The organism is Gardnerella bivia, assembly GCF_049262715.1.
Taxonomy (GTDB): Bacteria; Actinomycetota; Actinomycetes; order Actinomycetales; family Bifidobacteriaceae; genus Bifidobacterium; species Bifidobacterium vaginale_A.
In genome coordinates this window covers 1,362,589-1,382,358 of sequence record NZ_CP058399.1, presented here as the reverse complement: position 1 = coordinate 1,382,358, position 19,770 = coordinate 1,362,589, and the positions used below count along the sequence as shown (strand labels likewise).

Sequence of the window (19,770 nt, the reverse complement as noted above, 5' to 3'; positions counted from 1 at the left end):
TCAGGAGCGCAAGCGTGAAAATCAGCGTCAGGAATCTTGAGCCAACTAAAGTTAAGCTCACCATTACCGTAGAACTCGAAGAATTCGAGCCTTACTTAGATAAGGCTCGTAAGGAAATCGCCAAGCAAATCAACGTGCCTGGTTTCCGTAAAGGTCATGTACCTGGAAAGATTGTAGATCAGCGTGTAGGCTTCGCAGCTGTTGCCGGTGAAGCTGTGAATTCTGCTGTTCCAGAGCTTTATTCTCAAGCTTTGGAAGAAAAGAAGATCAGTCCTATGGATCAGCCAGAGTTTGAAGTGCAAGAAGTGCCTGAATCAGCTGCTGGCGAAGAAAAGTTAAAGTTCGTTGCTACTGTTGAGCGTCGCCCAGAATTCAAACTTAATAAGTTTGATGGTGTAGATATCGAAGTAGAAAAGCCTGAAGTAACTGATGAAGATGTAAATGCTCGTCTTGAAGCATTGCGTCATCGTTTCGCAACTCTTGTTGGTGTCGATCGTCCAATTAAGAAGGGTGATTTTGCCAATATTGACTACACTTCTTCATTCGGAGATGAAGTAGTAGCAAGTAGTGAAGGTGAAAGCATTGAGGTTGGAGCTCACCGTATTCTTAATGAAATGGATGAGGCTTTGGAAGGTCTTTCTGCTGGCGAAGAAGCTATTTTTGAAACCGATCAGTACAAGAACAGCAAGCATGAAGGCGAAAAAGCTCAAGTTAAGGTTAAAGTTAATTCTGTAAAGACACAGGAATTGCCAGAGCTTGACGATGATTTCGCTAAAGAAGCTTCTGAGTTTGATACTTTAGATGAGCTTAAAGAAGATGTACGTAAGGCTTGCGAACAGTCTAATGAAGGTCGTCAAGCAACTATTGCTCGTGATGCTTTTATTGCTAAGATTCAGGAAGAAGTTGAAATTCCTGTACCAAAGGGCGTAAAAGAAAAGGCTGTTGCTGAGCATCTTAAGGGTATGACTCCAGATCCTGAGAAAGCTACTAAGGATCAGAAAGAAGAAGCTGAAAAGGCTGCCGAAAAGGAACTTCGCGATCAGATGGTGTTAGATGCTTTAGCTGAGAAACTGGATGTATCAGTTTCACAAGCTGATGTCACTAATTTCCTTATTTCAGTTGCACAGCAGTATGGTATGGATCCAAGTCAGTTCATTAGCGCGATTGTGCGCAATGGTCAGCTCGGTTCAGCTGTTCAAGAAGTTGCTCGCTCTAAGGCGTTAATCGCTGGTATGCGCGCAGTAAAGTTCGTTTCTAATGGTGAAACGATTGATTTGAGTGCTTTCCTTACTGAAGATGATGATTCTTCTGAAGAAGAGAGTGTTAAAGCTGCTTCTGCTGCGGCTGAAGTAGCTGATGAGCTTTCTAAGTAGAAGTAACTAAGTTCTAAGTTACTAAAGTAACTGTTTTAAGTAAGACCTAGCGGAATTATTTTCTGCTGGGTCTGCTTATTTTTTACTTATTTTTATTTATTTTTCCCTATAACACTTATTTTTATTTATTTATATATTTGTTTTCGTATATTTGTTTTCGTATATTTGTAATGTAATCTCATGTAAATGTGATCTTAAATTTGATCTCATATAATTTAGTGAAAGTATAAGTAATGAAAAGTACTATCAAAACTAATGCAAAGAATCGCAGTTGCAATAGTAGAACAGTGCTTTTTAAGTTTTTAAATTTTGCTTTCTTAGCTTTATCTGTTATTTTTATTGGCATTCTCACTGGTTTAGGTGCGACTTTTCTTACATTCATTCTTTATGCAGTACAATACATTGCTTTTGGATCAATCGAATCTGCTAAAAATACTGTATTTTCATCTCTTCCTTGGTATCGTTACGTGCTATCTTGCACAATTTCGATGACTATTGCTGGCGTATCTTGGTATTTTCTTCGCAAAAGAGAAAATCCTCCTCGTATTGTCACAATCCCTCAAGCTGTTTTCGGAAGTGTTATGCCAATTTTTTCTACTATTGCGCATGTTTTGTTGCAAATCGGAATTGTTGGTTCTGGAATTTCAATAGGCAGGGAAGTAGCTCCTAGAGAATTAGCTGCGCTTATTGCTCAGCGTTACAGCAGTGTTTTTCATATATCTTCTAAAACTCAGCGCGTACTTATTGCATCTGCTGCTGGCGCTGGTTTGGCTGCAGTGTATCACGCTCCTTTAGCTGGAAGCGTGCTTGCTTTAGGATTACTTAGTAAAACTCAAGGTTTTGGTTTTTACGCATGGCTAAATCGTGAAAATGGTTCTGTAGTAGCTAATGTAATTAAGCATATTTTGCGCTCTGATCGTTTGTATTGCTTGCCTTTTGCGCTTTCTATGAATTACGTTGCTGCTTTTGTTGTTGAATTTTTAATGCATCATTCTAGATACTACAATATTTCTCAATTTTCGTGCGATATTTCTTGGCAAATTTGCGTTTTGGCTGTTGTTGTAGGTTTAGTGTGCGGTTTAGTTGGTTACGTTTTTCGCTTGTGTATTATTTGGTGTCGTACTCATGCTTTGCGTGGCATAAAAATGTTGTGTTTTATGCCAATAGCCGGCTTAACTATTGGTATTGCAGCTTGCTGGTTTCCACATATCATGGGAAATGGTAGATCACTTTGCCAACTTGCATTTTCTGTGTCTAGTTTTCCGCATTTTTTAGCTTTCTCGAATATTATGATTATTTTGCTGATTCTTGCAATAATGAAAATGGCTGCTACTTTGCTTGTTTTGCGAGCGGGTGCTTCTGGAGGCATTCTTCAGCCGAGTATTTCAACTGGAGCTTGTATTGGGCTGATTGTAGGCATTGTAAGCATGAAACTTCCATTTATTTCTAGCTTAGTATTAAGTCAGCCTAATGCATTGATTTTGGCTGCTATTTTTGGTGCTGCAAGCCTATTAACTGCTAGTAGAAAGTCATTATGGTTTGCGCTTTTACTTGTAGCTCAATTAGTAAACGTTTCGCTTATTGTGATTGTTCCTATGGCTGTTGCTTGTGCTGTTTCTAGAAGTATAACGTTTCTGTTCGCAAAACTTCGAAAATAAAAATATGCGCATTTGATATTTTTTTATTCAATGATTATAAAAAGTTTATTTAATGATTATCAAAAGCGCATATTTGCTTATTATTTAGTTATCGATAAAGTCATCTTTAAAAATAACACTGTCATCATTATTTAAGAAAGTATAGTGTAAATGTATTGGGGAAATGACTTTATTTTTAGCTTCTTCAACTTCTGGAAACATATTTGTTAGTAATAGTCTGTCAGAAAACTCAGCTTGAGTCTTTGAAATTCCATAGTCAGGTACACGCTCTGTGAATTTAATAGTTATATTTAGGTCATCTCCTTTAGCGTCAAATGTTGCGGATACGTCATCATCACCCCTCTTTTCAAAGCTTGATGGGTGACAATGAAAATATTCTTCAATATTTGCGCTTTTTTCTGCAGAGCAATTGTAATGTGGCTTAAAAGTTTTTGCGATTGCGCTTCCAATAAGCGTTAGAGCTAAAACAGAAGCGACAATTAAAGCAATCATTTTTTTATGTTTATCTATTAGTATCGCATTTACTAAACTTGTTGTTCGTTGAATAACGTTTTTATATGTTCTTATTAGATTATCTCGGTTTATATAAGTGCTTATTGGATTATTATTGTTTTGATATCCGTTGTTTTGATATCCGTTATTCATATAGTTATTGTTTTGATATCCGTTGTTTTGATATCCGTTATTCATATAGTTATTGTTTTGATAACTGTTATTCGTATAAGTGTTATTCGTGTATCCGCTGTTTTGATATCCACTATTTTGGTAAGCGTTATTTTGGTAAGAGTTGCTCTGATAAGTGTTTGTTGGATTCAAGTTGCTTGCGTTGTAAGTGTTAGTGTTGTTTGTATTGTCAGTATTGTCAGTGTTGCTTGCGTTGTCGGTATTGTTAGCGTTGCTTGTATTGCTTGAACTATTAGTGTAGATATTGCTATTATCGCTGTTATTTTGTTCTGCATATTGAGGATAATTGTTGTTTTGCAAGTTGCTAGAATCCATGACTTCTCCTCTATGAGTGAATTTACAGTCATAAAAAAATATACTAAATATTTCATGCTAAATCTATATAATAGTTAAATAATTATTTGTATTGTATGTAGAAATTCAGTGTGGAATATTTCGCTGATTTCATATCCGCAATATTTTCTATACAGTCACGCGCACACGATAATGTAGAAACAATTGACAAATGTAAGGAGATAAAGTGAATAATCTGTTTACGTCTTCTACTGTTATGCAACAGGATGAAGCGCCAGCCCAAACAGATTCGATTTTTAATCGATTGTTAAAGGATCGCATTATTTGGCTTGGCTCTGAAGTTAAAGATGAGAATGCTAATATCATATGCGCTCAAATGCTTATGCTTGCTGCGCAAGATCCTAAGAAAGATATTTGGCTTTACATAAATTCTCCAGGTGGTTCTATCACTGCTGGTATGGCTATTTACGACACAATGCAGCTTATTGAGCCAGATGTTGCAACTATTGCTGTTGGCATGGCTGCTTCTATGGGACAGTTCTTGTTAAGTTCTGGAACGCCTGGTAAACGTTTTATTACATCGCATGCTCGTGTTCTTATGCATCAGCCTTCTGGTGGAGTTGGTGGAACTGCTACTGATGTTAGAATCAATGCTGAATTGATTATGGATATGAAGAAAACACTTTCTGAACTCACAGCTAAGCAAACTGGTCATACTGTAGAGGAAATTTACCGTGACAATGAATATGATCATTGGTTTAATGCACAACAAGCTTTGGAATATGGTTTCGTAGATAAGATTGTAACCACACCAGCTTCAATGCGAGGTGAGGAGTAAATATTATGGCAAGTGAAGAAGCAAAGTTTGTGTATCGCGCTCAGCGTTTAGCTGGTTATGAGGGTATTTCTTCTGCTCAGCGTTTTAATAACCGTTATGTTTTGCCTCAATTTGGTGAGCAAACTCCTTATGGAATGAAAACGCAAGATCCGTATACTAAGCTTTTTGATGATCGAATAATTTTCATGGGTGTTCAGGTTGACGATACGTCTGCCGATGATATCATGGCTCAATTGCTTGTGCTAGAAAGCATGGATCCTAATCGTGACATTATGATGTACATAAATTCTCCTGGTGGATCTATGACTGCTATGACTGCTATTTACGACACTATGCAATATATAAATCCTGATGTTCAAACTGTGTGCTTAGGCCAGGCTGCTTCTGCTGCTGCAATCTTGCTCGCTGCAGGTACTGCAGGCAAGCGCATGATTTTACCTAATGCTAGAGTTTTGATTCATCAACCAGCTATGGGACAAGATTTTGGTAAAGCAACTGAAATTGAGCTTCAAGCTAAAGAAATGCTTAGATTGCGTGAATGGTTGGAAAATACTCTTGCTAAACATACTGGTCAAGATGTTGAGCGTATTCGCAAAGATATTGAGGTAGATACTATTTTGACTGCACCTCAAGCAAAGGAATATGGAATTGTTGACCAAGTTCTGAAGCATAGAGATAAAACTTATACGCAGCAGAATTTGTAAAATAATATAAGTAGAAGAAATCTAGAAAAATATACATATAAAAACACAAGCTTTGCCGACACGCCGAAGTTTGTGTTTTTATCTTATAAGTTGTATATTAGTCAAGTTGCCGGAAACGAGAACAATGTGTTTGAGTTCGGTAATATGCGCCAGTAGCCCAACGGATTAGAGCATCTGACTACGGATCAGAAGGTTGCAGGTTCGAATCCTGTCTGGCGCACGCGTTAGACGTAGATTTTGACTGCGTCTTTTTTTATTCTTATTTCAATTCTTATTTCAATTCTCATTTTGGGGAATAGCCCGAATAACCTTTATTTCAACTCGCTCTGTTTATCCCTCTAAGTTATACTAAATAATGCAAAATTAAAGTGTTTCCCATATTGCTTTTTGCATAATGGTTTTGTGGAGGAAATATTTACGATATGATACGGCGCAGTTTGCTAAAAGCTCGCAATATAGCTAATAATGAGCGAATATCTGGCTTGATTATGCTTGGTTTTGCTTTAGCTGGATTATTGCTTGCTAATTTGCCTTTTACGTCAACTATATTTGAATCTGTTTCTCATACTCAAATTGGCATACCTTACACTAATATTTCCATGTCTATTGGCCATTGGGTGCAAGATGGTGTTCTTACTATTTTCTTTCTTACTGTAGGACTTGATTTAAAGCATGAATTAGTAGCTGGCTCTCTTTCAGATCCTAGAGCTGCAGCTATGCCTATGATTTGTGCAGTTGGTGGTATGATTATGCCTCCAATATTATTTGTAGGAACAGTTACACTTTTTTCTGAATTTCATGCAGGTCAAGAAATTATGCGCTTGACTTCTGGAGCGTTGCCTTCTCTTGCAATGGTGCGCGATGGATGGGCTATTCCTACAGCAACCGATATAGCATTTTCTTTAGCTGTATTAGCGTTATTTGCTGCATATTTGCCTAAATCCTTAAGAGCGTTTTTAATGACTTTAGCTACAGTTGATGATTTGCTTGGTATTGCTTTAATTGCGCTTTTCTTCTCTTCGTTGAATGATTGGTATTGGTTTGTTGGCGTGCTTGTTTGTGGATTGCTTTGGACAATGCTAGTTCGATTGAAAAGAGTACCTTGGCCTCTTGTTGCGATAGTTGGTATTTTCGCATGGATTATGATGTATCAAGCTGGAGTTCATCCAACTCTAGCTGGTGTTATGGTTGGATTATTTACTCCTGCTCATCTAGTTCATGGTGAAAAAACTTTGCGCGCTGAAAGATATCGTGAGAAAATTCAGCCTCTTTCTTCATTATTTGCTTTGCCTGTGTTTGCGCTTTTTGCAACTGGCGTTCATTTTGAAACTTTTACATTAGAATTGTTTATTTCTCCTATTGTTATTGCAATCACGATTGCTTTAGTTATTGGTAAGCCTCTTGGGATTATGCTTACAGCTTGGGTTGCTAAAAGCTTTATTGGATTGAAAGTTCCAGATAAGTTACGAGTATTCGATTTATTGCCTACAGCTTGTGCATGTGGAATTGGATTTACTGTATCTTTGTTAATAGCATCCTTAGCTTATAGTGATGCTGACCTTTCAGGAGAAGCAAGATTTGGAGTATTGGTTGCTTCTCTTATTGCTGCTGGAGTTTCTGGATACTTACTTTCTGTGCAATCAAAGGCAATGCATAAGAGGAGCTTAAAAAATTCAAAAGATAATAATTCTGGCGCTAAAAACGAAGTTTCGAGAAATAATGAAGTTGCGAAGTGATGAAGCTAAAAAGTAATGAAGTTAAAAAGTAATGTTTTAGCTTGTTATTTTAAGGAGTGAATTTTTTGATAGCTAAAAAATCTCATGGTGTTGAGCAAATGGATAAAGCGTATTATAGAGGTGCATCTGTGTTAAAAGGTCCAATGATTCCTAGTGAAAGTAGTACTGAAACATTGTTAAAGCACGATTCGAATTTTCAAGCTAATGACGAATCTTGTTTGCGTTGCGAAGACCCTTGGCGAGTTCTGCGTATACAAGCAGAATTTGTTGATGGTTTTGACGCGCTTTCTAAGTTAGGTTCTGCTGTAAGCGTATTTGGTTCTGCTCGTATTAAGGAAGATGAGCCGGAATATAATGCTGCACGTATTATGGGCGAAGAAATTGTAAAGCGTGGCTTTGCTGTTATTACAGGTGGTGGACCTGGAATTATGGAAGCAGCGAATCGTGGAGCTAACGAGGCTGGTGGAACTTCAGTTGGGCTTGGTATTGAACTTCCTCATGAGCAAGGTCTTAACAAGTGGGTAAATCTTGGTATGCAATTTCGTTATTTCTTTGTGCGTAAAACAATGTTTATGAAGTATTCTTCTGGGATTATTGTTTGCCCCGGCGGATTTGGAACTATGGATGAGATGTTTGAAGCTTTAACTCTTGTTCAAACTCACAAAGTAGCTAGTGTTCCAGTAGTGTTGTTTGGTAGTTCATATTGGAAGGGACTTACAGATTGGTTACAAAATAGCGTTATGCAAAGAGGTTTGATTTCTTCTATTGATCCTAATCTTTTTGCTATTACAGATGATCCTTTACAAGCAGTACGTATAGCATGTAGAGCTTAGATTATTTTAAGTTGAGTATTTAACTTTGAGCCTTTTGTTATCGCTTATAACTATTACAGATGCGAGAATGTTAGTTGATCTTTGATTTTTAAGATTTTTCGTTTGCGAGTGTAGTTAATTGCCAAATTTCTTCGCCTATATCGATTCCTCTAGGGCATTGTTTTGAGCATGCTCTTACTGATTGGCATGCACTTATTCCGTCTGCGCTATTTATTAAATCCAATCGATGTTTTCCAGCATTATCTCTCGAATCGTAAATAAATCGTGCAGCGTTAACTAAAGCAGCTGGTCCAATGAATGCTTCTCCGCTTGCATATATAGGGCAAACTCCTTCGCATGCTCCACATAAAATGCAATTACTTAAAAGCTCAAATTTTTGAAGTTCTTGAGGATTTTGCAAAAACTCAAGAATGTTAATATTTCCTATATTATTTGCTTGTAAGTAGGGTTCTAAGCGTTTTATTTGAGAGATCATTGGTGTGATATCGCATATTAAATCTCTTTGAACTGTAAATCCAGAAAGTGGTGAAAGTTCAATAATTCCAAAATTATTATGCGTATTCTTTAAATAAAGCTTTTTATTAGTGATTGAATCATCTGCTGAATTAGTGTTTGAGTCGATGGTTGAATTGTTAGCTGAGTTAGTGGTTTTAGATCCTGTTTTTCTAAATCCATGAGATTTAATTGTTGAGCTTTCAATTGTGTTTCTAGCATGTTCTCTAATTGTTGCAGTGCATAATAACGTTGGCATTCCGTTTACGTTTGCAGCATCTGAACCGCATACTCCATGACCGCATGAGTATCTGAAAGCTAGAGTTGGATCTAAAGTACGTTTAATTTTAAGAAGACAATCTAAAATCGTATCATTTTCATGAGCACAAATAGTGTAGTCTTGAATCCAATGTTTTCCTTGAAGCTTTTTGTTTTCAGACTCATCTAATTTTGAAAAAGGATTATTGTGCTTTGTTTTTGCGAATGGGTTTTCCTTATGTTTTCGTTTATGTACTTTATTTGTGGATTGTGTATTTGAAAACTCTTGTTTTACATGTTCTTGATTTTCGAAATTAGATGTTATAGGTGTAAAACGAGATACGCGCAAAGTAAGTACCAAAGCATTATTATCTTCGCTTTGAATAGTTTTGCGATTGTACTCTTTGCACATCTAATATCCTTCCTTATTCTATTTCTAGTTTGCCACAATCGTTGCACAGAATAAATCCTTGGCTGCTCCTCAGGTTAGGCTTGAACTATGACTGACGCTTTATTTTTATTAGATATTGATCACGATGATGCACCTATGCTTGCAAATGGCATTGAAGAAGGTTGGACTTTGAAGTTGCCTGATCGCATAAAACGTCATGCTATTAGCGCTATGAGATTGAGTGTTGGTGATGATTTGCAACTTTCAGATGGTAAAGGCTTGCGAATTCGTGCTACTGTTACGGATGAAGAAAATGGTTTAGTTCGTGTTAATTCTTTTTTGCGCCAGCCTCGTACAAGTACTCGTTTAGTTCTTGTACAAGCACTAGCTAAAAGCGGATCTGATGAGCAAGCAATAGATATGGCTACTCAAATTGGTGTTGATGAAATAATTCCATGGTGTGCAGATAGATCTATTGCAAAGTGGAAGCAAGGTCGAAGTGACAAGCGTTGGAGTAAAGTACTACAATCTGCTAGCGAACAATCTAGAAGAGCTTGGATCCCTGAACTTAAAGATTGTGTTTCTAGTAAGAATATTTTGTCAATATGTAGAAGAGCTTGCGTTTACGGTAATTTAGTTGTTGTTTTACATCAAGATGCAACTTGCTCATGGAATAAAATAGAGTCATATGTTAATTCTCTTACAGAACGTTGTCTTTGTGATGGTCGCGAGCGCTCAGTTTATGTGCTGGTTGGTCCTGAAGGCGGAATAAGTGATGATGAAGTGAATAGTTTTGTTGACGCTGGTGCTAAAACTTGCGTATTGGGATCTAATATTTTGCGCGCATCTACTGCTGGTCCAGTAGCTTTATCTCTGCTTTCTTATGCATTAGGAAGATATGAGTAAATGGCATGTTTTTGTGTAAAATAGTAAGAAGTGTGCTAATAGCATAATTATTAAGTATTTGTTATATGAAAATAATCTATAGGGGAGAGTTATGAGCGATTCGGTATGCAATAATGACAATAATTGCATTTTTTGTAAGATTATTTCTGGAGAAATTCCAAGTACTAGAGTGTATGAGGATGATTGTGTTGTGGCTTTTAAAGATATAAATCCTCAAGCTAAAGTGCATGTTTTGATTGTTCCTCGCAAACATTATGAGAATGTTTTTCAGCTTGCAAATAATGATTCTTCAACTTTGGCGCATATTGTTGAAGTAGCTCAAAATATTGCAAACGATGCTTTTAATGGACAGTATCGTCTTGTGTTTAACACTGGTATAGCTGCTGGTCAGACTGTTTTCCATGTTCATGCACATGTGTTGACTGGCGAAAAACTTGTAGAAGGTAGTTTGTAAATCGTGGTACATACTACAACGCGAATAGTGCAAATTCCTGATGAATTAAGTTCTGTTGCTGTTCTTGGTGTTGCTGACGCTGGTTTAAGAGAAGTTGAACATGCTTTTGCTAAATTAGATATTAGTGTACATGGTAAAAGTGTGAAAATTGTTTCTCGCCAAGCAGCTTTTGAAGAAGATGCTTCAAAAGCTGAGTATGCTATACAGCGAATGATTGATGCTGCGTATGAGCGTCCAATGGATGCTTATTCTGTTAAGCGTATGCTTGAGAGAGATATACTTAAAAATTCTGAGCATAATGTTGGTCTAGCTCATATTGGTCATAATGGTGGTGTTTTAGATAATTCTTTTGTGCCATCTTTAAGAAACGAGTTTTCTTACATAAAAAGTGATTTATTTGATTCTGATCATGACTCAACTAGGAAATCTTTGAATCGCAAAGCTAGAATGTCTAAAGGTGTAATCACTTTTGCAAGTGGCTATCCTGTGCGAGCTAAAACTCAAGGTCAAATGGCTTATATTCAAGCAATGGATTCTAATATTGTAACTTTTGGTATTGGTCCTGCTGGAACTGGTAAAACGTATTTGGCTGTAGCTAAAGCTGTTAGAGCATTAGAAGATGGGCGTGTTCGTAGAATTGTTCTCACTAGGCCTGCTGTAGAAGCAGGTGAGAGTTTAGGGTTTTTGCCTGGTACTCTTAACGATAAAGTTGATCCATATTTAAGACCTCTTTATGATGCTCTTTCTGATATGTTAGGTGCTACTCAATTGAAGCGTTATCTTGATGAGAATGTTGTAGAAGTTGCTCCTCTTGCTTATATGCGTGGGCGTACGTTAAACGATGCTTTTGTGATTTTAGATGAAGCACAAAATGCCACTGTTCAACAGTTGAAAATGTTTCTTACTCGTCTTGGTTTTAATACTACGATGGTAATTACTGGAGATATTACGCAAGTTGATTTAGCTGTGCCTAAGTCTGGTTTGCTTTCAATTGAACGAATTTTGAATAGTGTGAAAGATATTTCTTTTGTACATTTACGTTCAGAAGACGTTGTTCGCAATGCTTTAGTTGGAAGAATTGTGGAAGCTTATGATCGTTATGATTCTATTTTAGAGCGTAAGAAGATTGAGCTACGTCAGAAATCTCAAGAACTTAAAGAAGTTAAAGAATCAAGCGAATTACAAGAATCTAAAGGGATCTAAAAGAATCTAAAATTATTTTTAGGAATCTAATGAGTCGTTTGTTGCAAAGATATATTTTGCTACTTTTGAGAGGATAGTAAATTATTATGAGCGTTGATGTAATGAATGAAACTGTATGGAATATTGATTCTAAGATTTTCTCAGATTTAGGCATGTGGGTTTTACAGAAAATGAAAGTAAGTACTCAATCTGATTTGTCAATTACTTTCGTAGATCCTGAGCCTATTGCAAGTTTGCATGAAAGATGGATGAACTTAGAAGGTCCAACAGATGTTATGAGTTTTCCTATGGACGAGTTGACTCCTGGAAGTGATGATAAAGTATCTGAAGGGATGCTTGGTGATTTAGTGATATGCCCTTGGGTTGCACAGCAACAAGCTTTAGCTTCAAGTCATAGCACTATGGAAGAAATGTTGCTATTAACTATTCATGGAATACTTCATCTACTTGGATATGATCACACTACGCCTGATGAAGAAAAGCAAATGTTTGGTTTGCAACGTCAATTATTGCTGACTTTTTTTGCTGCTCGTTCTGGAGAACTTTATGATGCTACTGTTCCAGATGGCGTTGTAAATGAGTTAGAACGATACGAGCTTGAGCATGCAAAAGATAGTAAAAGATAGTAATCGATAATAGGAATAGTAAACGATAGTAAAAGATAGTAAGCGCTTTTTGATTTTTTGATTTTTCGAATTTTTTGTTTTTCGTCCGATTTACTAGGATTTAAATAAATCAATAAAATACTTAAAGCTTAAAATAAAATATAATAATAAAATAATTTTACTTAATCTAGGCGATGATAACAGTTATGAGCATATTGAAAAATCTTACATTCCATGCTTTTCCTACGCTATCTATGAATATGTGGATAATAGTTTTTACTTGTGTTGTAATAGCTGTGTGCTTCGTGTGGCTTTCACTTTCAATGGCTGCTGCAGAGGGTGCAATACCGCGAGTAACTCGTGCAAGTTTGAACAATATGGTGATTGAAATTCAAACTAATGAAGATGAAATTAGTGCTATTGTTCGTATGCGTAAAATTGCGAGAATACACAGAGTAAAGCGTTTAATTTCAGATCGCTATGCTGCATCTAGTGCGTGTGTTTTTGTAAGAATTTTTTGTAATGTTTTAGATGGAGTATTGATTGCGTCCCTTGCTAGTGTTTTTGATTCTCCATTATGGCTTACTGTTCTGCTAGGTGTTATTGCATCAATATTAGTTGCTATCATATCTTTATTTGTAAGTCCTAGAACTGTTGGAGCAGCTCAGCCTGTTGCAAAGCTTATACGATTATCTCGTATTGTTTCTATTGCGATTGCATTAAATCCATTTGTTCGAATTACCAATGATGTAGATATTTCGCGAAAAAAACATACGGATCTTTCAGAAGATGAAGCATTAGAAGACATACAGAGAGATCAAGCTAAAGCAAGTATCGATCGGCTAGTTGAAGCAAATGATTTTGATCCAGAAGTTTCAGAAATGATGAGGAATGTTCTGACTCTTTCAGATACTTTAACTCGCGAAATCATGGTTCCTCGTACGGATATGATTTGTGTAAAAAGTGATGAAACTTTGGAAAACTTCCTTAAATTATGTTCTCGCTCAGGATTTTCTAGAGTTCCTGTTATCGGCGATTCTGTGGATGATTTAGTAGGGATTGCATATTTGAAAGATGCTGTGCGTGCTACAGTATTTAATCACGCTGCTTCATTAAGACCTGTTTCTACTATTATTCGTGAACCAATGTTTGTTCCTGAATCTAAGCCTGTTGATGATTTGTTCCATGAGATGCAACGTATCCGTCAACACGTAGCTGTTGTAGTAGATGAGTATGGCGGTATCGCTGGTTTAGTTACAATTGAGGACGCTATTGAACAAATAGTTGGTGAGTTAGAAGATGAGCATGATCGCAATCAAAAAGCTGATCCTGTTGAAGTAAGCGATGGTGTGTGGCGTATGCCTGCTCGTACTCCTATTGCAGATTTAGAAGATTTGTTTGAAGTTCATATTGATGAAGATGATGTTGATACAGTTTTTGGATTGCTTACTAAATTGCTTGGGAATGTGCCTATTGTTGGCTCAAGCGCAGTAACTAGGGGTCTTAAATTAACTGCTGTTGATTCTGCAGGCAGGCGTAAAAAAGTGTCTACTATCCTAGTTGAACGCGATGTTCAAGGTTTGCAAGAAACTAACGAAGAACAAGATAATAGTGAAGATAAAACGATATAAACTGTAAATAAGTAATAGTTTTGATAAAACTGTAAATAAGTAATAGTTTGTGTATAAGTTAAGTGTTTAAGTAATGTATTTAAGTAATGTGTCTATTAACTTAAGTTAAGTATTTATGTAAGGTGTATTAGATGGATAGTGTGAAAGATGATTATATGAATAATGAAAATTATTTAGACGATAAAAAGTCTAATGAAACAACTGATTTAACTTCATTTGATTCAAATTATTCAAATGATTCTATTAGTGATAATTTAGATGAATCCGATAATAATATTGTTGATGACGATGATATGTTATCTAATCTTGATTCTTCTACTCATGTAACTATTTCTAATAATGATTTTCATGGATATCGTTCAGGATTTGTGGCAGTAGTTGGGCGCCCAAACGTTGGTAAATCTACTCTTATGAACGCTTTAATTGGTACTCATATTGCAATTTCTTCATCTAGACCTGAAACTACTCGTAAAGCAATTCGCGGAATTGTAACTACACAAAATGCTCAAATGGTAATAGTTGATACTCCTGGTATTCATAGACCTCGCACGCTTTTAGGTCAGCGTTTGAATGATATTGTAGATGAATCACTTTCAGATGTTGATGTTATTGCATTTTTACTTCCTGCAGATCAAGAGATTGGACCTGGAGATAGAAGAATTTTAAGTCGTCTACGTGCTGATTTTGCGAAAAAAGATGATTCTCTTAAATGGTCGTGGAAAATCCCTGTTATAGGTATAGTTACGAAAATTGATACTTTGGATCGTAGTAAGCTCGTTTCTCATCTAATAAAAGTTCAAGAATTTGCTGATTTTACAGATATTGTTCCTGTGAGCGCTATTGAAAATGACAATGTAGATGAAGTTAAAAAAGTTTTGATTGATAATCTTCCAGAAGGTCCACAAATGTATCCTGAAGATCAGCTTAGCGAAGAAAGTCCTTCAGAGATGATTTCAGAATTGATTCGTGGAGCTTTTCTTGAAGAGTTAGATGACGAGTTGCCTCATTCGTTGGCTGTAGTTGTTGACGATATTGTGTATCCAGGAGAAGATTTAGAAACTAAATACAATGATTCTAAAGCTCACGTACTCGTATCTGTATATGTTGAACGTGATTCACAAAAACCGATTATTATAGGTCATCGTGCTGAGCATTTAGTGCGCGTTAAGAAGCGTTTACGTACAGCTGTTAATCGTATTACAGGTTTTAAAGCTGTTCTTGAGTTGCATGTTAAAGTTGCTAAAGGTTGGCAGAGCGATCCGAAGAAACTTGAGCGACTCGGATTCTAAGTGTTTTGCAAAATAAAGTGTTTTGCAAATAAATAGAGGAGCAGATAAATAACTTATTTGCTCCTCTATTTTGTATTAGAAAATGTTAATATTTATTTTTTACGAGAAGTATACATCTTTGTGTTAAGAAGAGTTGAATATCTTTTAATAACACGAGGGCGAATTATTTTCATAGATGCTGTTAATAAACCATTTTCTTGAGTGAATTCTTCTGGCAAAATAATGAATTTGCGCACAGATTCAGCTCTAGAAACACCTTCATTAGCTAGATCTATAAACTTTTGTACTTCAGCTCTTACAACAGCGTTATTTGACGCGTCTTCCATGCTCATAGTTGCATCAAGACCCTTATTTTTAAGCCATCTACGCAACGTTTCTTCATCTAAAGTAACTAATGCTGAAATAAATGGACGTTTATCTCCAAGTACTAAAGCTTGAGAAACGATTTCGCAACGCTTAATTATTTCTTCAATAGGACTTGGAGCAACATTCTTTCCGCCTGCTGTGATAATCAAATCCTTTTTTCGCCCTGTAATGTAAAGGAAACCTTCATTATCAATTCTTCCGAGATCTCCTGTAGCATACCATCCGTCTTGCGTGAAAGATGTTTCAGTTGCTTCAGCGTTCTTGTGGTAGCACTTAAATACGCATGCGCCTTTAATCTGAATTTCTCCATCATTTGCGATTCTCAAAGTAAATCCAGGGAATGCGATTCCGACTGAGCCTTCTCTAAAAGGCACTTCTAGAGGGTTGAATGCGCATGGAGCTGTTGTTTCTGTTAATCCATATCCTTCGTATACAGGTACTCCTGCTCCTCTAAAGAATGAAAGAAGTTCTGGATCTAGTGGTGCTCCGCCTGCAACAATCCAGCGAGCGCGCCCGCCTAAAGCTTGACGAAGAGGGTAGTAGACCATAGGATCATATGCTGCGCGTCTTGCTTTAGTAAGAGCTTTAGCGCTACCGTACTTCGCAACTTCTTTCATATATTGTTGAGCTGTAACAACAGCTCCTTGGAATGCAAGTCCTTTTACGCCATGTCCAGCTTTTTGAGATGCAGCGTTATAAACTTTTTCTAGAACTCTAGGAACTACAATCATTACAGTTGGTTTTGCAATTTGTAAATCAGATATAAGAGTTGAAATACCTTGAGCAATATAGATGCGTAAATTACTTGCAACAACTATGTAATTGATTGCTCGAGCGAATGAGTGTGCTTGTGGTAAGAACAACAACACAGATCCGTTTGGTTCGCTTAACAGTTCAGGTAAATATGTTGGCAAATTCAATGCTGTAGTGCAATAGTTTTCATGCGTCATTTCCACGCCTTTAGGAGCTGCAGTAGAACCTGAAGTGTAAACAATAGAGCACAAGTCAGTCTTTTTTACGGAATCTATGCGCTCGTCAAGCTCTTCGTCGCTAACAGAATAATCAAAAGCTTGAAGTTCTGCTAATCCTCCTGTTTCAACGCAAATAATTCTTTCAAGAGTAGGGCAATCCTCAATAGCTCCATCTGCTTTATCTCTCATTTCCGTAGTTCCAACAATAAGGAATCTGGAATCTGAGTTGTTTACAATATTTCGAATTTGTTCAGGAGAGTCAGTGTCGTAAATAGTAGCTAACACACCTCCACATGCCATAACAGCTGCGTCAATAACATCCCACTCGTATGATGTTTTGCACATTAGAGAAACAGAATTACCTTTTTGTAATCCATAATGGATTAAACCTTTAGCAGCTTTTCTTACTTCTGAAAGAAACTCATTCGCTGTTTTAGTAACCCATTGATCTGAATTTTTATAAGTGTAAAGTGGTTCATCTCCCATTCTTGAAGCTCTATTTGCATACAAATCATATATGCTTGTGCCTTCGTCAAGAGGTGGATTTCCTTGAGTGCATGTAGTTAATAAGCCTGTTTCAGGATCTAACATTGTTGTAGTTGGCATATCTGGACCCCATTCATCAACGCGTGGAAGAAGTGGGTTGCCATTAGATTCTGATGTGTTGTGTAATTCTGGATAGTCTGGACCTCCAGCACGGTCATCGCTGACAGGATGTGCAAAATTACTTCCGATTCTGAGTGCTTTTCTCGCTAGATCGTATGCCTGTTGTTGGAGTTTATTAAGGACGGACACGTCTGCTCCTTCATCATGCCGAAAACGGCTCCCTGTAAGCGCATTGTTTTGTGCGCTTGTATTGTTAATAACTATGATAATAGCTCCAGTGCTCAAGTACTATTGTCAATTGTTACAATATTTTGTTTTATATTTTATAAAACAATTAGTCTTAGCTTATGTTTATACTTACAAAGTTGCTTTGGCGAGGGAATAGTGCGCGTATTTTTAATGTATGCGTTTTAACAAGTTCCGTTATCGACTGGGCTGATAGCCAACTTATGGTGGTTTTCGGCGCGTCGGTGCGCCTGAAGCTGGAATAATAACCAGACCATAAGGAGACCGATATGGCTACAAAAATTACTCTTGAAGGCAGCGTACGTAATGAATTCGGCAAGGGTGTTGCTCGCCGTTTGCGTGTAGCTCAACTGATTCCAGCTAGTATCTATGCTGGTGGAGCTGAACCTACACATGTTACTCTTCCTATGAAGGAAACAACTTTAGCTTTGCGTCACGCAAATGCATTGTTCACAATTAAGTTTGGCAATGAATCTCGTATTGCTGTTGTTAAGGATGTTCAGCGCAATCCTGTAAAGCGCATCGTTGAACACGTTGACTTCTATGAAGTTAAAGCTGGAGAAAAGATTGATGTTGAAGTTCCAGTCTTCGTTGAAGGAACTCCAAAGGGTGCTGCTGTTGCATTCGTTGATGTTCAGGAACTTAAAGTTCGCGCAGATGTTGCTAATTTGCCAGAGCGCTTGGTTGTTAATGTTGATGGATTAACTGATGGAACTAAAGTTTTCGCTAAAGATGTAAAGCTTCCTGAAGGCGTTGTGCTTGATATGGACGGCGAAGAATCTGTTGTAAGCGTTACTGTTCCTGAAGATGCTGCTACAAGTGAAGAAGCTGAAACTCCGGCTTCTGCCCCTGCAGCATCTGATGCTACAGCATCTGACGCTAAGTGATTTAATAACAGTAATCTAAATACTTTTTAGAATAATTTAGGCTTGCATGATTAATTCACGCAAGTCTAAATTTATTGTTAAGAGTATTCGTAAATTTCACAATAATTTATAGAATTATTAGAAATGGATTCATGTGCTTTAAAGCTTTAACGAAAGAGGAGAAAATGTCTGATTCAATGATAGAAGCAAACTCATTATTGTCTCAAGAAAATCATTATAATGCTTGTGATTTAGACGATTTAGCAAGCAGATTTACTGTCCTTTATAATGATAATCTTGTGAGCGATTCCAAGCGAAATGAACTCATAGATAAGCCTTCTTTTGGAGAAGTTTTTTCTGATAGTATGGCTCACATGTCTTGGACTAAAGGAGAAGGATGGTCAGACAGGCGAATTGAGCCATATGCTCCTTTGAAAATGGATCCAGGATCTGCTGTTTTACATTATGCATTAGAGTGTTTTGAAGGTCTTAAAGCATACAAGCGCAAAGATGGGTCAATATGGCTGTTTAGACCTGATGTAAATGCTGAAAGATTCAAAAATTCAGCTCGCAGACTTTATCTTCCAGGGCTTCCTATTGACGATTTTCTTGGTTCAGTTGCAGCTTTAGTTAGAAAAGATAGAAATTGGGTTCCTTCAAGAAGGGAATACACGCTTTATCTAAGGCCTTTCATGTTTGCTTCTGAACCATTTTTAGGAGTTAGAGAAGCCAAAGAAGTTGATTATTGCGTTATAGCTTCTCCATCTGGACCATATTTCAAAGGTGGTTTGAAACCTGTAAGCATTTGGATTGAAAATCAATGGTTTAGAACCGGTCCAGGAGGAACAGGTTTCGCGAAGTGTGGTGGTAATTATGCTGCATCATTGCTTGGAGAATATAAAGGTATTGAGCATGGTTGTGAACAGGTATGTTTCGTTGATGCTGCTACGAAAACATACTTGGAAGAACTCGGCGGAATGAATGTATTTGTACTCTATAAAGATGGTATATTGAAAACTCCTTCTTTAACTGGAAACATTTTGCCTGGAGTGACACGTCGTTCAATTATTGAACTTGCTAAAGATCGTGGTCTTGAAGTAGTTGAAACCATGATTTCTTTAGATGGATTGCTAAATGATATTCGATGCGGAAAAGTTAGTGAAGTATTTGCTTGCGGAACTGCTGCTATTGTAACTCCAATCGGAAAATTTAAATCAGAAGATGGAGAAGTTGAAGTTTCTGGAGGAAAGATTGGTGAATTAACTAAATCATTGCGAGATGAGTTACTTGGTATTCAACTTGGAGAAGTTGAAGATAAGCATAATTGGATGTGGAAAGTTTGCGATTAGATTTAAGTTAATAATAT

Annotated in this window: 17 protein-coding genes and 1 tRNA gene; 15 read left to right on the top strand and 3 right to left on the bottom strand. The window is 36.9% G+C overall.

The window, feature by feature from the left end; all coding sequences use genetic code 11:
• Nucleotides 1-14 precede the first annotated feature (14 nt).
• Nucleotides 15-1,373 (top strand): trigger factor, encoded by a 1,359-nt coding sequence (gene tig, locus HXT27_RS05490; protein ID WP_103043089.1) that lies wholly within the window; start codon nt 15-17, stop codon nt 1,371-1,373.
• Between the two features lie 233 nt (nt 1,374-1,606).
• Nucleotides 1,607-3,031 (top strand): chloride channel protein, encoded by a 1,425-nt coding sequence (locus HXT27_RS05485; protein WP_103043088.1) that lies wholly within the window; start codon nt 1,607-1,609, stop codon nt 3,029-3,031.
• A gap of 84 nt (nt 3,032-3,115) precedes the next feature.
• Here HXT27_RS05485 and HXT27_RS05480 read toward each other — a convergent pair whose 3' ends face one another.
• Nucleotides 3,116-4,030: a hypothetical protein gene (locus HXT27_RS05480; protein WP_103043087.1), complete on the bottom strand. Its 915-nt coding sequence runs from the start codon at nt 4,028-4,030 to the stop codon at nt 3,116-3,118.
• A 205-nt stretch (nt 4,031-4,235) separates the two neighbouring features.
• Here HXT27_RS05480 and HXT27_RS05475 point away from each other — a divergent pair, with 205 nt between their 5' ends.
• The 5 genes from HXT27_RS05475 to HXT27_RS05455 all read left to right on the top strand — a co-directional run bounded on the left by HXT27_RS05475 (nt 4,236) and on the right by HXT27_RS05455 (nt 8,120).
• Nucleotides 4,236-4,847 carry an ATP-dependent Clp protease proteolytic subunit gene (locus tag HXT27_RS05475; RefSeq protein WP_103043086.1) on the top strand — a complete coding sequence of 204 codons (612 nt, stop codon included), beginning with the start codon at nt 4,236-4,238 and terminating at the stop codon, nt 4,845-4,847.
• A 5-nt stretch (nt 4,848-4,852) separates the two neighbouring features.
• Nucleotides 4,853-5,551 carry an ATP-dependent Clp protease proteolytic subunit gene (locus tag HXT27_RS05470; protein ID WP_075523362.1) on the top strand — a complete coding sequence of 233 codons (699 nt, stop codon included), beginning with the start codon at nt 4,853-4,855 and terminating at the stop codon, nt 5,549-5,551.
• A 146-nt stretch (nt 5,552-5,697) separates the two neighbouring features.
• Nucleotides 5,698-5,771: transfer RNA gene (locus HXT27_RS05465), tRNA-Arg, on the top strand.
• A gap of 202 nt (nt 5,772-5,973) precedes the next feature.
• Nucleotides 5,974-7,287 (top strand): Na+/H+ antiporter NhaA, encoded by a 1,314-nt coding sequence (locus tag HXT27_RS05460; RefSeq protein WP_103043085.1) that lies wholly within the window; start codon nt 5,974-5,976, stop codon nt 7,285-7,287.
• 98 nt (nt 7,288-7,385) lie between these two features.
• A complete protein-coding gene (locus tag HXT27_RS05455) occupies nt 7,386-8,120 on the top strand; it encodes a TIGR00730 family Rossman fold protein (RefSeq protein ID WP_082266251.1) in 735 nt (244 codons plus the stop codon).
• An 88-nt stretch (nt 8,121-8,208) separates the two neighbouring features.
• On the opposite strand, the gene HXT27_RS05450 is transcribed toward HXT27_RS05455, so the two are convergent.
• Nucleotides 8,209-9,282, bottom strand: a complete 1,074-nt coding sequence (locus tag HXT27_RS05450) for a succinate dehydrogenase/fumarate reductase iron-sulfur subunit (protein ID WP_103043084.1) — start codon at nt 9,280-9,282, stop codon at nt 8,209-8,211.
• Between the two features lie 87 nt (nt 9,283-9,369).
• On the opposite strand from HXT27_RS05450, the gene HXT27_RS05445 reads away from it, so the two are divergent.
• The 6 genes from HXT27_RS05445 (at nt 9,370) to era (ending at nt 15,349) form a co-directional block, all read left to right on the top strand.
• Entirely contained in the window at nt 9,370-10,167 is a 798-nt protein-coding gene (locus tag HXT27_RS05445; RefSeq protein ID WP_075523358.1) for a 16S rRNA (uracil(1498)-N(3))-methyltransferase, read from the top strand.
• 91 nt (nt 10,168-10,258) lie between these two features.
• Nucleotides 10,259-10,621, top strand: coding sequence for a histidine triad nucleotide-binding protein (locus HXT27_RS05440; RefSeq protein WP_103043083.1), 363 nt, complete (start codon nt 10,259-10,261; stop codon nt 10,619-10,621).
• 3 nt (nt 10,622-10,624) lie between these two features.
• A complete protein-coding gene (locus HXT27_RS05435; RefSeq protein WP_103043082.1) occupies nt 10,625-11,824 on the top strand; it encodes a PhoH family protein in 1,200 nt (399 codons plus the stop codon).
• 86 nt (nt 11,825-11,910) lie between these two features.
• A complete protein-coding gene (gene ybeY, locus HXT27_RS05430) occupies nt 11,911-12,450 on the top strand; it encodes an rRNA maturation RNase YbeY (protein ID WP_103043081.1) in 540 nt (179 codons plus the stop codon).
• 233 nt (nt 12,451-12,683) lie between these two features.
• Entirely contained in the window at nt 12,684-14,060 is a 1,377-nt protein-coding gene (locus tag HXT27_RS05425; protein ID WP_369803154.1) for a hemolysin family protein, read from the top strand.
• Nucleotides 14,061-14,353: 293 nt separating this feature from the next.
• Nucleotides 14,354-15,349, top strand: coding sequence for a GTPase Era (era, locus tag HXT27_RS05420; RefSeq protein WP_233186124.1), 996 nt, complete (start codon nt 14,354-14,356; stop codon nt 15,347-15,349).
• A gap of 92 nt (nt 15,350-15,441) precedes the next feature.
• On the opposite strand, the gene HXT27_RS05415 is transcribed toward era, so the two are convergent.
• Entirely contained in the window at nt 15,442-17,481 is a 2,040-nt protein-coding gene (locus HXT27_RS05415) for an AMP-dependent synthetase/ligase (protein ID WP_103043079.1), read from the bottom strand.
• A 326-nt stretch (nt 17,482-17,807) separates the two neighbouring features.
• Here HXT27_RS05415 and HXT27_RS05410 point away from each other — a divergent pair, with 326 nt between their 5' ends.
• Both HXT27_RS05410 and HXT27_RS05405 read left to right on the top strand, forming a co-directional pair.
• Nucleotides 17,808-18,425, top strand: coding sequence for a 50S ribosomal protein L25/general stress protein Ctc (locus HXT27_RS05410; protein WP_103043078.1), 618 nt, complete (start codon nt 17,808-17,810; stop codon nt 18,423-18,425).
• 176 nt (nt 18,426-18,601) lie between these two features.
• Nucleotides 18,602-19,753 carry a branched-chain amino acid aminotransferase gene (locus tag HXT27_RS05405; RefSeq protein ID WP_369803153.1) on the top strand — a complete coding sequence of 384 codons (1,152 nt, stop codon included), beginning with the start codon at nt 18,602-18,604 and terminating at the stop codon, nt 19,751-19,753.
• Nucleotides 19,754-19,770 lie beyond the last annotated feature (17 nt).

Bases quoted from the DNA above. Each gene is read 5' to 3' on its own strand.
- HXT27_RS05485 (WP_103043088.1), top strand. From the start codon at position 1,607: ATGAAAAGTACTATCAAAACTAATGCAAAGAATCGCAGTTGCAATAGT.
- HXT27_RS05480 (WP_103043087.1), bottom strand. From the start codon at position 4,030: ATGGATTCTAGCAACTTGCAAAACAACAATTATCCTCAATATGCAGAA.
- HXT27_RS05470 (WP_075523362.1), top strand. From the start codon at position 4,853: ATGGCAAGTGAAGAAGCAAAGTTTGTGTATCGCGCTCAGCGTTTAGCT.
- HXT27_RS05460 (WP_103043085.1), top strand. From the start codon at position 5,974: ATGATACGGCGCAGTTTGCTAAAAGCTCGCAATATAGCTAATAATGAG.
- HXT27_RS05455 (WP_082266251.1), top strand. From the start codon at position 7,386: ATGGATAAAGCGTATTATAGAGGTGCATCTGTGTTAAAAGGTCCAATG.
- HXT27_RS05450 (WP_103043084.1), bottom strand. From the start codon at position 9,282: ATGTGCAAAGAGTACAATCGCAAAACTATTCAAAGCGAAGATAATAAT.
- HXT27_RS05445 (WP_075523358.1), top strand. From the start codon at position 9,370: ATGACTGACGCTTTATTTTTATTAGATATTGATCACGATGATGCACCT.
- HXT27_RS05440 (WP_103043083.1), top strand. From the start codon at position 10,259: ATGAGCGATTCGGTATGCAATAATGACAATAATTGCATTTTTTGTAAG.
- ybeY (WP_103043081.1), top strand. From the start codon at position 11,911: ATGAGCGTTGATGTAATGAATGAAACTGTATGGAATATTGATTCTAAG.
- HXT27_RS05425 (WP_369803154.1), top strand. From the start codon at position 12,684: ATGAATATGTGGATAATAGTTTTTACTTGTGTTGTAATAGCTGTGTGC.
- era (WP_233186124.1), top strand. From the start codon at position 14,354: ATGTTATCTAATCTTGATTCTTCTACTCATGTAACTATTTCTAATAAT.
- HXT27_RS05410 (WP_103043078.1), top strand. From the start codon at position 17,808: ATGGCTACAAAAATTACTCTTGAAGGCAGCGTACGTAATGAATTCGGC.
- HXT27_RS05405 (WP_369803153.1), top strand. From the start codon at position 18,602: ATGATAGAAGCAAACTCATTATTGTCTCAAGAAAATCATTATAATGCT.